Genomic DNA, 14,737 nt, shown 5'->3' with positions numbered 1-14,737 from the left:
GGGCCCCCGCCCCTATCACCTCGACCCGGTCACAGGTAAGCCGGTGGCGGGCGCCGTCGCCAACTACGCCCCCGACCGCTTATGGGGCACCGCGCTGACTCTGATAGTCATGGTCATGGCGCTCAACCTGACCGCCCGGCTCATCGGCCGGCGCACCCAGATCTCGTCCTGAACCAGGAGACACGAAACCGATGGCCAAGCGCATCGACACCAAAGACGTCGACATCTACTACGGCAAGTTCCTTGCGGTCAGTGGTGTCACGCTGACCGTCGCGCCGCGCAGCATCACCGCCTTCATCGGCCCGTCCGGCTGTGGCAAGTCGACCGTCCTGCGCACGCTGAACCGCATGCACGAGGTCATCGCCGGGGCTCGGGTCGAGGGCAAGGTGATGCTCGACGGCGATGACATCTACGCCAACGGCGTCGACCCGGTCGACGTCCGCCGCACGATCGGCATGGTGTTCCAGCGACCGAACCCGTTCCCGGCCATGTCGGTCTACGACAACGTCATCGCCGGGCTCAAGCTCAACAGCAAGCGGCTGCGCAAGTCCGAGACCGACACGATCGTCGAGAAGTCGCTGCGCGGAGCCAATCTGTGGGACGAGGTGCGCGACCGCCTCGACAAGCCCGGTGCGGGTCTTTCCGGCGGTCAGCAGCAGCGGCTCTGCATCGCCCGCGCGATCGCGGTGGAACCGCAGGTGCTGCTCATGGACGAGCCGTGCTCGGCGCTGGACCCGATCTCCACGCTGGCGATCGAGGACCTCATCCAGCAGCTCAAGGAGAAGTACACGATCGTCATCGTCACCCACAACATGCAGCAGGCGGCCCGGGTGTCTGACAAGACGGCGTTCTTCAACCTGACCGCCGTCGGCAAGCCCGGCCAGCTCGTCGAGATGGACGACACCGAGAAGATCTTCGCCAACCCGTCCGACCGCCGCACCGAGGACTACATCAGCGGGCGCTTCGGCTGAGCTCGCCGGGCGGCCCCGGTTACTCGCGCGTAGCCTGCGCTGCGTGGCGCATTACGACGTTGTGGTCATCGGGTCGGGGTTCGGCGGCAGCGTCAGCGCCTTGCGCCTCACCGAGAAGGGGTACCGCGTCGGAGTGCTCGAGGCGGGGCGGCGGTTCAGTCCAGAGACGCTGCCCAAGACGTCATGGCGGATCCGCGATTTCATCTGGGCCCCGAGGCTGGGCTGTACCGGCATCCAGCGCATCCACGTCCTGAAGGACTGCCTGATCCTCGGCGGCGCCGGGGTGGGCGGCGGTTCGCTCAACTACGCGAACACGCTCTACGAGCCGCCTCAGCCCTTCTACGACGACACCCAGTGGGCCCACATCACCGACTGGCGCGACGAGCTGGCCCCGCACTACGACCAGGCCAAGCGGATGCTGGGCGTCGTCACCAACCCGACCACCACCCCGAGCGACGTCGAGATGCGGCGCCTCGCCGAGCAGTTCGGCAAGGGCGACACGTTCCACGCGGCGCCGGTCGGCGTCTTCTTCGGCCGCGACGGCAAGGAGGAGCCCGGGCAGACGGTGCCGGACCCGTACTTCGGCGGCGCCGGGCCCGAACGGACCGGCTGCATCCAGTGCGGCTCGTGCATGACCGGCTGCCGGCACGGCGCCAAGAACACGCTCGTGACGAACTACTTGTACCTCGCCGAGAAGAACGGTGCGGAGATCCACCCACTGACGACCGTGACCGACGTCCGTCCGGGCGAGGACGGCGGCTACGAGATCCGTACGGTGCGCACCGGGCGCTGGTCCAAGCGCCCGGACCGCACCTTCACCGCGGATCAGGTGGTGTTCGCGGCCGGAACGTACAACACGCAGAAGTTGCTCCACCAGCTTCGCGAGACGAGCCTGCCGCACATCTCCCGGCGCCTCGGCTACCTCACCCGGACCAATTCCGAGGCGCTGCTCGGCGTGCGCATGACGAAACCACCGCACGACTACACCGAGGGCGTCGCCATCACGTCGTCCTGGCATCCGGACGAGGACACCCACATCGAGCCGGTGCGCTACGGCAAGGGCAGCAACGCCATGGGGCTGTTGAACACGCTGATGACCGACGGTGGCAGCCGGCGGCACCGCTGGGCGCAGTTCCTGGTGGCCATGCTGCGCAATCCCGCCCGACTGCGACTGCTCGTCCCGCGCCGCTGGTCGGAGCGAGTGATCATCCTCCTGGTCATGCAGACGCTGGACAACTCCATCACCGTCATGCGCAAGCGAACACGCCTCGGCCGCAAGAAGCTGACGTCGGCGCAGGGTGAGGGTGAGCCCAACCCGACCTGGATACCGGTGGCCAACGCGGCCGCCAAGCAGCTCGCCGAGAATGTCGGCGGCATGCCCGGAGGGACGTGGGGTGACCTGATGAACATCCCGATGACCGCGCACTTCATCGGTGGCTGTGCCATAGGTGATTCCGCCGAGACCGGCGTCATTGATCCTTACCAGCGGTTGTACGGACATCCCGGGCTGCACGTTGCCGACGGTTCGACACTGTCGGCCAACCTCGGCGTCAATCCCTCGCTGTCGATAACGGCGCAGGCCGAGCGAGCCATGTCGTTGTGGCCCAACCAGGGCGAAACCGACGCCCGCCCACCGCTCGGGCATCCTTACCAGAGGCTCGCCCCGATACCCCCGCGCAGCCCGGCGGTCCCGGTGAACGCCGCCGGCGCACTGCGTCACGAAGCCGTCCGGCTGGGGATGCCGCGCGCACGTCGTTAAGCCGGCCAAATGGGTATTGCCTTGGACGCGTGCCCAACTTTTTCACGGCGCCTTTACTGGCCCCTTTTCATCGGATTCCTAACTCTGTGCTTAGATCTAGCCTGACAAGGCGACTCTGCAGCGCTGGAGTCCGACAAGTCGGTCTTAGACAATTGTGTTCGAAGGGACTCGGATATGCGGAAACTCCAGCGGCGACTTCTCGCCGTCACCGCCGCGGTCGGCTCGGTAGCAGCGCTCGGCCTGCTGTCAGCGCCGCCGGCCAGCGCGGCCACCTTGCCGGCCACTTCAAGCGCCTACGGCGTGAAGGCCTGCCTGCTGGCTGCGCTCACTCCAACTTCGTGCACCGTGCCGATCGGCCCGCTGCCGTCGGCTTCCTTCCCGGCTGGACCGACGACGGCTCAGATCGCCAACGTCGCTCTGCCCCCGCTGGGCAACGTCGGCGTCATCGACGTCGCGGCGAGCGGTAACAACTTCACCGGGACCTCAACGGCTACGGCTACAACGAACAACACCGCGCTGCTTCTGGGCACGGTGCCGGGGACGCCCCTCGCGGCCGATGCCGTCGACGCCACGGTGATCAAGGCGACCTGCACCGCGAGCAAGACAACCTCGACAGGCAGCGCGACTTTCGCCGGCCTGACCCTCGGCGGCAACGCCGTTCCGCTCGGTCCCTTGGGTGCCGCCACCCCCAACTTCAACCTGCTGAACCTGCCGGGTCTCGGCGATTCGACGAACCTGCTGAAGGTCGTCCTGAATGAGCAGACGAAGAACGGCAACGTGATCACCGTGAACGCGGTGCACGTCTACCTCGGCCCGATTGTGAACGGGCAGGGAACCCTCGGCGACGTCATCATTTCCCACGTCAGCTGCGGCCCCAATGCCGGGACCGATGCGTCGCTGACAGGCATCAACCCCAGTCAGGGCCCGACCTCCGGGGGAACGACCGTCACCCTGACGGGAACGTGCTTCGTTGCGGGTCAGACGACCGTGACGATCGGCGGTATCACCATCCCGGCGAGCAAGGTGACGGTGGCCGCGGACGGCAAGTCGCTCACCTTCGTCACCCCGCCGCACGCGGCCGGACCGGTGCACGTCACCGTCTCCACTCCATGCGGACCGGCCGGACCGGTGACCTTCACCTATATCGCTCCCAAGAGCTCCTCGGCGAGCTCCGCGCCGCCGAGCGCCCTTCCGACCGGTGTGCCGGCCGGTTTCGGCACGCACGAAGGTAGCCCGGTACTGCTGATCACGCTGGTTCTGCTGGGTCTGACCTTCGCCGGCGGCGGCGTGGTGGCCTACCGCAAGCGGGGCATGGGCCACCAGCACTAGGAACCACGGGTACCAACCAACGCACTGAGGCGATGGCCCGCCGTCCGTATCGGACGGCGGGCCATCGTCGTTAGCATCGGTACAGCGGATCCGGTCCGGCCGGTCCTGGGAACGCTGTGAGTGAGCGTCATGGCGCGGCGGCGACCAACGCTCACGCGATGCGTCTGGAGGGTGCGTCATGGCTGAGTTCGCACGGTTGCCGTGGAGCGAGCGGGTCGGCGCCAGGGTGGGTCACCACGCGTCGGCGATGCTGGTGGGGTCGATCGCCCTCGCGGTCGGCATCGGGCTCTACCCGTTGCCGGGGCTGCTCGCCTATACCGCCCCTTTGACGCTGTTCGCCTTCGTACTCTTGAGCTGGCTGTTGATGCGAGCCCACGACCGGCGGCTGTGCGAGCAGTGCGTGATGGCAATGCCCCTCAACCCGGCCGAGAAGGCGACGAAGCTCAGGCGCCGGTTCTGGATGGCGCACACGGGCTCCGAGCCGCGTTTCCTCATCCCCTACTTGGTGGTGCTGATCAGCTCCAACTTCGCGACATCGCCGATCGGGCGGGCGGGCTGGGCGGTCATCCAGCTGACCATGGTGTACCTGATCATGTCGCAGTCGACGCATCGCCGGTTGCAGCCGTGGTGCCCATGGTGCAGCGACGGCGGTGGCGGCGAAGAGGTCGACGAGACTCCGCCGGTCCTGCCGCACGACGACCGTGAGCACGTCTGATCGGGTGGCGCTGCTCTCCCCCGCTGGCCTCGCCTTCGTCACCGACCGGCACCTCGCCACGCTGACAACCCTGCGCCCGGACGGGTCGCCGCACGTGACGCCGGCTGGCTTCACCTGGGACGCGGCAGCCGGGCGCGCGTTCGTGATCTGCAGCGGTGCCAGCCGCAAGGCGCGCAACGTCGGCGCAGGCGGGCCGGTCGTCCTCTGCCAGGTCGACGGACGACGATGGCTCACCCTGGAGGGGACCGGGCGGATGAGCGCCGATCCGGCCGCCGTGGCCGACGCGGTGGATCGCTACGCCCGGCGCTACCGCCAGCCGCGGGTGAACCCGGCGCGGGTCGTCATCATCGTCGACGTGGCGCGCGCGCTCGGCTCGCCGGGGGTGCTCGGATAGCCGGTGGTGCTCGGGTAGTCGGAGGTGCTCGGGTAGCCGGTCGCCGCCGAGGCACCGGGCCGGCTACCACCGGGCTACGACAGTTTCGACCGCCCGCGGTCTTGATTGTGGACGACGGCGAGTTGTCCACAGGTCTCAGAAAAGCCCGGAACCTGGGGCTTACGGTCATTAGAATCGCACGTATGAGCGTAGCGCTGGAGCAGCCAACAGTCGGCCCGCCGGACGTCGGCCCGCCGGACACGGCCCCGACTCGCCGGTAACCCCGGTCGGATAGGGTCGGACGCCATGGTCGACATTCATCACGAGGGCATCTGCGAGGCCCCGCTCGACGTCGCGTTCGCCTACATCGACGACTACCGCAACGCCACCGGGTGGATGTTCGGGCTGGCTCGGTTCGAGCCGGTCGGCGAGCAGGTGCAAGGCCTGGGCGCGGTCTTCGACGGCACGTTCCACGTGAAGCCGATCAAGTTGAGCTCCACGGTCAAGGTCACGACGTGGGAGCAGGACAAGCTGATCGCGTTCGAGTCGATCAAGGGCTTCAAGAACTGGTCCACCTGGGAGTTCAGCTCCCTGTCGCCCGAGCAGACCAAGGTCACGGTGACCTTCAGCTACGACCTGCCGGGAGGGCTCGCCGGTCGAGCCATGGGTAGGGCGCTCGAACCGATCGTCGCGATGAGCGTCCGGCACACCGATGCGGCCCTTCGGCACGCGATCGAGGCGCACTACCGCAGCAGCTGATCGACGGCACCCGTGGGCTACAACGCGGCTGACTACTCGGTGCGCAGAATGTCGGTGATCCGCATGCCGGCGGCCCGCCGACCAGGCCATGCGGCGAGCAGGTTCACGACCACCAATGCGGCGGGGGCGATGGACGCCAAGGCCAGCGCGGCCGGAGGGGGCGCGTACTGCAGCGGCGTCGAGTCCGCGACCGCCCGCCATACGAAGCGCCCGAGCGCGATGCCAAGCGGCACGCCGAACACCAGGCCGACCGCCGCCAGCACGGTCGCCTGTGCAGTGATCACGCCGAAACTCTGGCGTGGCGTCATACCCAGCGCCCGGAGCACGGCCAGATCGTGCGATCGGCGGCGCACGGCGGTCGCCAGGGCGTGCCCGATTGCGCCGATGGCGAGCAGGCCAAGAAACGAGCCGAGGACGACCGGCAGTACGCGCACTTGGCGGATCTGGGCGACCTGCGGCGGGTCGTAGGCGAAGTCGAACTCGAAGCCCTCGGCCTCGGGAATCGCGGTGAGCACCGCCTTAACGAGGGCGGTGGCCGCAACCGACGGCTTCACGCCGGGCCGCAACGACACGAGCGCTTCGTGATACTGGAAGCCCTTGAAGAGAGTCCGGTAGCCGGCCGGACTCATCCACGCGCCGTCGGCGTAGGAGTTGTGCGGTCCCTGCGGCACGAAGCCGATCCCGGTGACGTGCAGCCGAACCGCTCCGCGGTCGCCGGTCAGTGACACCGTGTCGCCGATGCCGGCATGCAGAGCTGCCCCGCTTCGCGGTGCCAGGACGACCTCGTCGGCCGATCCCGCCGCCCGGCCGCTGGTGATGACGATCGGCAGCGCGGATCCGACGGGCCTGTCGGCGTAAACGGACACAGACGTGTGCCCGCCTCGGGCGGTCGCGACACCGAGCTTGACGTCGTTGACCGTTTCGACATTCGGGTCCTTCGACAGGACCGCGTACACGGGGCCGATCGGCCCGAAATCCTCGTTGCTCAAGCCCACGTAGGCGACGAGTTGGAACGACTGGCCGAACCGTTCGGGATTGCCGGCTGCGTCGGAGACAGCCGACGCGAAGGTGAGCGAGGCCAGTATCCCGAGGACGCCGGCCACGGCGCCGATGAGCGCCGGGCGGACCGGCACCGCGAACTGTCCACGGCCGGGCTCGAGAGCGAAGCGGACGCCGACGACCAGTGGCACCGGCAGGCCCGCCCGGGCCGCGGTCCGGGCCACCGTCGAGCGTCGGCCCGCCGTGTCGCGCGAGGCCGATGTGACGGCGACCCTAGCCGCGATGACCGCCGCACCGAGCACGGCAATGGCGACGAACGCGAAACCCGGACCCAGGACCGTCCAGTCGATGTCGATTCCCGGCGAAGGCTCTAGCAGCTTGGCCGTGCCGAGCGGGAACCAGCGGGACGCCAGGACGGCGCCGACAGCGCCGACGGCGGCGCCGACGACTCCGGCGACGGCCGCGGCGGTGGCGGCCGCGACAATGCGCTGCTGCGGCGTCATCCCGAGTGGGCGGAGCGTGAGCAACTCCGTCGCGCCCGCCGAGGAGTAGCGCACGATCGCCGCTCCGACGAGGAAGAGGGCCGCGATCAACGCCGCGGCAGCGAAGGCGAGCAGGCAGCGCGCTTCGAAGGCGCTGGCGCGTTGCACCTGTCGGTGCTCGCTGGGCAGACTGACGACTTCGAGGTCCGGGCGGATGCGCGTGGCCGCGTCCCGGAACGCGCTGACCGCCGACTCGCCACCCCGCAGTCGCACGATGGCGTTGATGTATTCCGCGCCGGCGCCCCCGCCCACAAGATTGGGGCGGAAGGCCGCGGTCAGGCCCGCGGAGGGGATGAGTGTGCCTTCATTGTCAGGCGTGTCGACGGCGAGCCAGGGCGATCGCACGACACCGACGATGTGAAGGGTCACGCGCGGCCCGGCGAGGCGCGCATGATCGGTCGCCTCGCCGTCGGCCACCTGCGCCGGCGTGGGCAGCCGGAGCACCACCGTGTCTCCGACGCCCTTGTGGTGGATCGAGGCAAACTTCGGGGTGACGACGGCTTCGTCGGCGCGTGTAGGGTCCGGCACCCGTCCGTGGAACACCACCGGCCGCTCGATCGTGCGCATCTCGGCGTCGTCGGCGGGCGGGAATGCGATCAACCCGTCGGGCAAACCCTCCAGGGCCGTTCCGTACGTGACGACGAAGGTGCCGAGCGCCTCGACACCGGGCAACGCCCGGACCCGTCCCCAGTCGAAGTTAGGGTCGTTCGCGTAGACGGTGGCGGTCGCCGGCCGGGTGCGGTCCTGCAACCGCGACTGGGCGCTCGCACCGCGCCGGGCTCCGGCAACCGCGGCGAACACCGTGCCGCTGGCCAGTCCGACCAACAGGCTGAGCGCTGCCAGCGTGCGCCAGCGCCGGCGCAACTCGAGCCGCAACCAGGCCCGCAGGATCGTCACGTACCTATTACGACGGCCGAACGACGCGACGGCAAGGTGGAAGGTGCCCGGGCCTGGTGGTGCTGGCACCACCCGGCACACGGTGTGCCGCGATGCGGCTCACCTGTGGGAATGAGCCGGTCGACGCGGCCGCAGGCCGCGCAGCACCAACAACGCAGCCACCGCCACGCCGGCGACCTTGGCGACGCTCGAAGTCGGCTTGGCAGGTTCGGACTCGGGTCGCGGCGGCCGATCCGGTTGCGGCGGCGCCGATGCGAACTCGGGGTGGTCCGCCGCAAGCGTCAGGATCGGCGCCGTGCGGCGATCGCGCGCGGCCCGGCGAGCTTCGCCCAGGCCGAAACCCGAGTCGCCGTGCGGGCCGGCCAGCACCGAGGTGACGGTGGCATAGGCGTTGATCCAGTTCTCCCAGCCCTGTTCGTCGTCCGGCCCGGTGGGTGAGGCCGACGCGGTGGGATGTAGTCCCGGCGCGCGTGGGTCGGGGGGCAGGCTGTTCAGCAGATAGGCGCGGATGCCGTCGAGGTCCTCCCACAGCTGCTCGGCGTAGGCGCAGGATTCCTTCAGCGCCTTGTCCAGCGCGTTGGCCCGGGTCTCGTGGTCGACCGCGAACTCGCCGCGGTCGTTGACCAGCATCCGGTCGGGGTCGAGCAGGTGCGGCTTGGGGATTGGTTGCATGAGGTTCTCCTTGCTAGTGCTCGCCGTCGGAGGAACCCAATCGACCGGCGGTCTCGATCATCAATGCGTGGACGAAGGCCTGCGGCAGATTCCCGCGCATCTGATGCTGGTGCGGGTCGTACTCCTCGCTGAACAGCTGCGGCGGTCCGCAGGCGGCGCGCGTGCGCTCGTACCAGCGAAAGGCTTCGATCCGGTCCCCCTGCTGGTGCAGCGCCAGGGCCGTGAGGAAGCCGCACAACAGGAACGACCCTTCCGCCTCGGGCAGCGGGCGGGCGTCGTGGCGGAAGCGGTAGGCGTAACCGTCGCGGGTGAGTTCCTTCAGGTAGCCGTGCAGGGTGGCTACGGTGCGCGGGTCCTGCGCCGGGACGGCCCCGCGCAACCCGGCCAGCAAGAGGGACGCGTCCAGGGCGTCATCGTCGGGCGCGCGCTGCCAGCGTCCGTCCGGGTGCAGCGAGGTCGCCGACGTGTCCGCGACGATGCGGTCGGCTAGGGCGAGCCAGTCGACGGACTGCTCCGACGCCGGGTGGGCGCCGGCGATGGCGCGCAGGCCGGCGGCGGCCGTCAGCCGGCTGTGCGTCCAGGGCTGGTTGTCGAGTTCCCAGATACCGGCGTCGGGCTCCTCCCACCGAGTGGCGATGGCGGCCGCGGCCTTCTCCGCCGCGGCCCAGTGCCGGGTGTCCAGACGGTCGTGCTCGGCGGCGGCGGCGAACAGCAAGAGGCTCTCGCCGAAAGCATCGAGCTGGAACTGCTTGTTGACCCAGTTGCCGACGATGTCGTAGCCGCCGGGATACCCCGGCAGGTCGAGGTGCCGTTGGTCGGGAACGGGCTCGGCGGTCGTCGTGTAGGCCGGAGCGAGCTGGTCCCCGTGGTCGTGGAGGCGGTCGGCGACGAAGTTGACGGCGTCATCGAGCAACGGGTGGGCCCCGGTGACGGCGACGGCCTGTCCGGCGTAGCACTGGTCGCGGATCCACACGTAGCGGTAGTCGTAGTTGCGGCCGGCGGCGGCGCGCTCGGGCAGGCTGGTGGTCGCGGCGGCCACCATGCCGCCCCCAGCGCTGGTCATCCCGCGCAGCACCGCGTAGCTGCGGCGGGTGTCGCGCGGGTCCAGAACGTTCTGCAGCTGCGGGACGGCGCCCTGCCACGTCGCCTCGGTGGCGGCCCACGCTGCGTCCGGATCCGGCGGAGGGCCCTCGAACGGTTCCTCGCTCAGTTCGAGCACCAGGTCGTGTTGGGCACCGGCGTCGAGTTCGAGATCGAAGCCGAGCTGGCGGTCGGCAGTCGACCCGCGGGCCGACGTCGCGGGCGCGCCGGACAACCGCAGGTGCAGGGCGCCGCTGCGACCGGTCCAGACGTCGCCGCGGCGGTGCAGGTCACGCATCGCGTTGGCTCCCCAGCCGCTGCGAAGCTGCAGGGACACCGAGACAGCACCGGCATTGCGCACCATGCTGATCCGGCGCAGGAGCACCACACGATGCGGATCCCCGGGGTAGGCGAGCGCCTCGCGGCATTCGATCAGTCCGGAGTCGGTGGTCCAGCGGCTGCGCCAGATCATCGACCCCTCTTCGTAGTAGCCACCCCACACGTAGCGTCCGCGCGGCGTCACGGCGTAGGCACCGCCCCCGCCGATGAGCGAGCTGAACACCGCGTCACTGTCCCAGCGCGGTGCGCACATCCAGACGATGTCGCCGCGCGGGCCGAGCAGGGCGCCGCGCTCGCCGTCGGCCAGCAGGGCGTACTCGCGCAGGGCGTGCGGGGGGAATTCCGAGGGTCGGGCTCGGTGGAGGCGCTGTCGCTTCTGGACGGTCATCTCCGGCGCCCGTGCAGGGCGGCCAGCTCGGCGGCGACCGACGCGGCGGCGACCGCGGCGCTGGCGACGGCCGGGCGCCGGTAGCGGGAGCTGAGGACAGCGAGGCCGACCATGCTGCTGCCGTGCAGCGCCTCGGTCACGGCCGCCATCCGAACCGTGCCCGTCGATGGCCGGACGAGCTGGAGCGCGCCCTGGGCCGCCATCCGGGCGCCCAGCAATCTGACGATCGCCGGGCTGGGTCGAGCCCCGCCGCCGGCGACTAGCGCGCCCACTCGCGACGGCAGAGCCATGAGCACCAGCCCGGCGCCGCAGTCAGCCACCGCTACCGGGCGGCTGCCGGGCTGACCGGTGGCGGCCATCAGCGGCGTCGCAACAGCGCAGTGATCCCGGTGAGCGCTGCGGCTCCGGCGGCGGCCAGCAGCCCGTGATGGTGAGATGCCCACAGCTGCGGATCCCGGTCGTGTGACTCGTCGTCGAAGATGCCGTGGGCGCCGAAGTCCTGGCCCTCGGGTCCGTCCGCGGGCTCCCAGAGGTTGACCGGGGCATCGGGCGACTGCCGCTGCGACGTCTGCTGTGACTTGAACCCGGTCTTGCCCAGATACCGATCGAGCAGCCCAGGGGCGATCGCATTGGCAGCCAGGGTCACAGCGGTCGTGCTGCCCACCCAGTACTCGCGGCGGCGCGGGTGGTCGGCAGCGAACAGGACCGCTCGCGCGGCCAGTTCCGGCTGGTAGATGGGCGGCACGGGCTGGGCGTGGTGGGGCAGCCGGGACAGCACCCACGAGAACTGCGGAGTGTTCACCGCCGGCATCTGCACCATCGTCACGTGCACGCCGCTCTTGGTGTGCAGCAGTTCGCAGCGCAGTGCCTCGTGGAAGCCCTGGATGGCGTGCTTCGCTCCGCAATACGCGGTCTGCAGGGGGATCCCGCGGTAGGCGAGCGCCGAACCGACCTGCACGATGGTGCCGTGGTTGCGCGGCTTCATGTGCTGCAGCGCCGCCATGGTGGCGTACACGTAGCCGAGATAGCTGACCTCGGTGACCCGGCGGTACTCCTCGGGCGTGATCTGGTCGAACGGCGAGAAGACCGACGTGAACGCCACATTGACCCAGACGTCGATCGACCCGAACTCCTCGGCGGCCCGCTGGGCGGCGTTGTGGACGGCGACGGGGTCGGCGACGTCGGTCGGGAGCACCAACGCGGCGCCGCCGGCGGCCTCGACGTCCTCAGCGGCGGCGAGCAGTCCCTTCTCGCCGCGAGCAAGGAGTGCGACGTTGGCGCCACGGGCGCCGTAGGCGCGGGCCACCGCTCGTCCGATACCACCGCTGGCTCCGGTGACGACGACGTTCTGGGTCGGTTGGGTCATTCTCGAGTCCTCTGCTTCCTACTCCGCTGTCCGCATTGCTGCCTGGACGCTGCGGCGCAAACGGCCTAGGTGGTCCAGCCGCTCGCCCACAGGGCGCTGTCTTCTGCTTCCCCGCCGGCGGCCGCGAATTCACCCATCGCCGCGGCCACGGGCCGCCGCCGCTCAGCCGGCAGCGCCTCCAGGATCTTGGCGATGGCGCGGGCGCGGCGCCGGCTGATCGACCTGATCGCCGCCCGGCCGGCCGGGGTGAGTCGCAGGATCTGCGAGCGCCGGTTGTCGGGGTTCTCCTGCCGCTGGATCCGTCCCGCGACCACGAGCTTGTCGCAGGCCCGGGTTGCATTCGATGCGTGCACCCCGAGGGCGTCGGCCAGCTCGGTGGGCCGAATCGAGTCGCGGCTGGCCAGGATCAGCAGCGTCCGGACCTGGATCGGCGTCAGGGCGGGGTCGAGATCCTGCATGGATTGCACGCTCACCGCAACGAGGAGCCGCGAGGCGGCCATCACCTCTTGGATGAGTTCGGTCGAGACGGAACTGTCGGCTGCGCGTCCGCTGGGCACCCCGGCAGCCTTCCTCGCCAGTTTGCGAGGACGCAAGTGTTGCGCCCTCGTCCCCACCGTGTTCTCCATGACCGGCATGCTTACCAGCTTGCCCGCAATGCTTGCGATTACGCAAGTGTTGCGGGTATGAAAGAAAATGAATGGGGGCGCTGCAAACCGGGTACGAGATTTCCCACAACGGACGGTTGGAGATGTCATGGCAGCCACGGTCGCCGATGTCATGTTGGAGCGGTTGCGGGACTGGGGCGTCAAGCAGGTCTTCGGGTTCCCGGGCGACGGCATCAACGGCCTGCTGGCCGCCTGGGGCCGAGCTAATGACGACCCGCAATTCGTGCAGGCACGGCACGAGGAAATGGCCGCCTTCGAAGCGGTCGGTTTCGCCAAGTTCAGCGGTCAGGTGGGCGTGTGCGTCGCGACCAGCGGCCCGGGTGCGGTGCATCTGCTCAACGGCCTGTACGACGCCAAGCTCGACCATGTACCGGTCGTCGCGATCGTCGGGCAGACCGAGCGCAGCGCGATGGGTGGTTCCTACCAGCAGGAGATCGACCTGCTCAGCCTGTTCAAGGACTGTTGCAGCGACTACGTCCAGATGGCGACCGTTCCGCAGCAGCTACCGAACCTGATCGACCGGTCGATCCGGATCGCGCTCTCCGAGCACGCGCCCACCTGCATCATCGTTCCGTCCGACGTCCTCGACCTGCCCTACGAAGCGCCCGGCCACGAGTTCAAGCAGGTCCCGTCCAGCCTCGGGTTCGTCGAGGCGACACCGGTCGCCGACGACGCCGGGGTCCACCAGGCGGCCGACATACTCAACGCCGGCGCCAAGGTCGCGATGTTGGTCGGGCAGGGTGCGCGTGGTTGCGTCGCCGAGTTGACCCAGGTCGCCGACCTCCTCGGTGCCGGCGCGGCCAAAGCCCTGCTGGGCAAGGACGTGCTGCCCGACGACCTGGCGTGGGTCACCGGCTCGATCGGATTGCTCGGCACGACAGCGAGCTGGCACCTGATGATGGACTGCGACACACTGTTGACCGTCGGCTCGAACTTTCCCTATACCAACTTCATGCCGCCGCTCGATCAGGCGCGGGCGATCCAGATCGACCGCTCCGCCAAGTGGATCGGCATGCGCTACCCCTACGAGTTGAACCTGGTCGGCGATGCCAAGCGAACGCTGCAGGCGCTGATCCCGCTGCTCGAGCGCAAGGCCGACCGCGGCTGGCGCGAGGAGATCGAGAGCAACGTCGCCGACTGGTGGGAGACCGCCGAACGCCGCGCCATGACCAGCGCCGACCCGATCAACCCGATGCGGATCTTCCACGAACTGTCCAGCCGGCTGCCGAGCAACGCCATCGTCGCGTCGGACTCCGGCAGCGCGGCGAACTGGTATGCCCGCCACCTGAAGTTCACCGGGGACATGCGCGGATCGCTGTCCGGCACCCTGGCCACGATGGGTCCCGGCGTGCCCTACGTGATCGGGGCCAAGTGGGCGCACCCCGACCGCCCGACGATCGCGCTGGTCGGTGACGGCGCAATGCAGATGAACGGGCTGGCCGAACTCATCACCGTCGCCCACTACTGGCAGCAGTGGTCCGACCCCCGGTTGATCGTCGCCGTGTTGCACAACGACGACCTGAACCAGGTGACCTGGGAGATGCGGGCCATGGAGGACTCGCCGAAGTTCGAGGCGTCCCAGCGGCTGCCCGATGTCGACTACGCGGGATTCGCCCGCAGCGTCGGCCTGGCCGCCGAGTACGTCGACGACCCGGAGGCCCTCGGCGACGCGTGGGACCGGGCCTTTGCGGCCGATCGGCCGACCGTGCTGGACATCCGCTGCGATCCCGACGTCCCGCCGATCCCGCCACACGCCACCTTCGCGCAGGCCAAGTCGGTGGCCAAGGCGGTCCTGCACGGCGACGAGGACGCGGCGGGCTTCATCAAGCAGGGCATCAAGCAGAAGGCGCAGCAGTACCTGCCCGGGCGCAAGGGGGACTGAG

At 69.4% G+C, this 14,737-nt stretch carries 13 protein-coding genes; 7 read left to right on the top strand and 6 right to left on the bottom strand.

Translation table 11 applies throughout. The features are described 5' to 3' along the window. Positions 1-191 precede the first annotated feature (191 nt). From pstB to ABR571_RS16655, 6 genes are all read left to right on the top strand, one after another. Positions 192-971: a phosphate ABC transporter ATP-binding protein PstB gene (pstB, locus tag ABR571_RS16680; RefSeq protein WP_409454332.1), complete on the top strand. Its 780-nt coding sequence runs from the start codon at positions 192-194 to the stop codon at positions 969-971. 43 nt (positions 972-1,014) lie between these two features. Then, on the top strand, positions 1,015-2,730 hold the full coding sequence (locus tag ABR571_RS16675; protein WP_409454331.1) for an FAD-dependent oxidoreductase: 1,716 nt from the start codon (positions 1,015-1,017) through the stop codon (positions 2,728-2,730). Positions 2,731-2,904: 174 nt separating this feature from the next. Continuing rightward, positions 2,905-4,059: a choice-of-anchor P family protein gene (locus tag ABR571_RS16670; RefSeq protein ID WP_409454330.1), complete on the top strand. Its 1,155-nt coding sequence runs from the start codon at positions 2,905-2,907 to the stop codon at positions 4,057-4,059. Between the two features lie 178 nt (positions 4,060-4,237). Next, positions 4,238-4,774 carry a hypothetical protein gene (locus ABR571_RS16665; protein ID WP_409454329.1) on the top strand — a complete coding sequence of 179 codons (537 nt, stop codon included), beginning with the start codon at positions 4,238-4,240 and terminating at the stop codon, positions 4,772-4,774. Then, positions 4,761-5,168, top strand: coding sequence for a TIGR03618 family F420-dependent PPOX class oxidoreductase (locus tag ABR571_RS16660; RefSeq protein ID WP_409454328.1), 408 nt, complete (start codon positions 4,761-4,763; stop codon positions 5,166-5,168). The genes ABR571_RS16665 and ABR571_RS16660 overlap by 14 nt, the downstream gene beginning before the upstream one ends. Before the next feature lie 285 nt (positions 5,169-5,453). Then, a complete protein-coding gene (locus ABR571_RS16655) occupies positions 5,454-5,906 on the top strand; it encodes an SRPBCC family protein (protein ID WP_409454327.1) in 453 nt (150 codons plus the stop codon). Positions 5,907-5,938: 32 nt separating this feature from the next. Here ABR571_RS16655 and ABR571_RS16650 read toward each other — a convergent pair whose 3' ends face one another. From ABR571_RS16650 to ABR571_RS16625, 6 genes are all read right to left on the bottom strand, one after another. Continuing rightward, entirely contained in the window at positions 5,939-8,413 is a 2,475-nt protein-coding gene (locus ABR571_RS16650; protein WP_409454326.1) for an FtsX-like permease family protein, read from the bottom strand. A 30-nt stretch (positions 8,414-8,443) separates the two neighbouring features. Beyond that, positions 8,444-9,016 (bottom strand): hypothetical protein, encoded by a 573-nt coding sequence (locus ABR571_RS16645; RefSeq protein ID WP_409454325.1) that lies wholly within the window; start codon positions 9,014-9,016, stop codon positions 8,444-8,446. A gap of 13 nt (positions 9,017-9,029) precedes the next feature. Then, the gene (locus ABR571_RS16640; RefSeq protein WP_409454324.1) at positions 9,030-10,823 is read right to left on the bottom strand and encodes a glycoside hydrolase family 15 protein; all 1,794 of its coding nucleotides are present in this window, start codon (positions 10,821-10,823) and stop codon (positions 9,030-9,032) included. Further along, complete coding sequence (locus ABR571_RS16635) at positions 10,820-11,182, bottom strand: hypothetical protein (RefSeq protein ID WP_409454323.1); 363 nt, start codon at positions 11,180-11,182, stop codon at positions 10,820-10,822. Before ABR571_RS16635 ends, ABR571_RS16640 begins: the two co-directional genes overlap by 4 nt. Beyond that, positions 11,182-12,189 (bottom strand): SDR family oxidoreductase, encoded by a 1,008-nt coding sequence (locus ABR571_RS16630; RefSeq protein WP_409454322.1) that lies wholly within the window; start codon positions 12,187-12,189, stop codon positions 11,182-11,184. Before ABR571_RS16630 ends, ABR571_RS16635 begins: the two co-directional genes overlap by 1 nt. Before the next feature lie 65 nt (positions 12,190-12,254). Next, on the bottom strand, positions 12,255-12,746 hold the full coding sequence (locus tag ABR571_RS16625) for a MarR family winged helix-turn-helix transcriptional regulator (protein ID WP_409454321.1): 492 nt from the start codon (positions 12,744-12,746) through the stop codon (positions 12,255-12,257). A gap of 196 nt (positions 12,747-12,942) precedes the next feature. Here ABR571_RS16625 and ABR571_RS16620 point away from each other — a divergent pair, with 196 nt between their 5' ends. Then, positions 12,943-14,736 (top strand): thiamine pyrophosphate-requiring protein, encoded by a 1,794-nt coding sequence (locus tag ABR571_RS16620; protein ID WP_409454320.1) that lies wholly within the window; start codon positions 12,943-12,945, stop codon positions 14,734-14,736. Position 14,737 lies beyond the last annotated feature (1 nt).

The organism is Jatrophihabitans sp. (genome assembly GCF_046262535.1).
Lineage (GTDB): Bacteria > Actinomycetota > Actinomycetes > Mycobacteriales > Jatrophihabitantaceae > Jatrophihabitans.
Note: the sequence above shows the minus strand (reverse complement) of the source record. Positions and strands in the feature narration are given on the sequence as shown.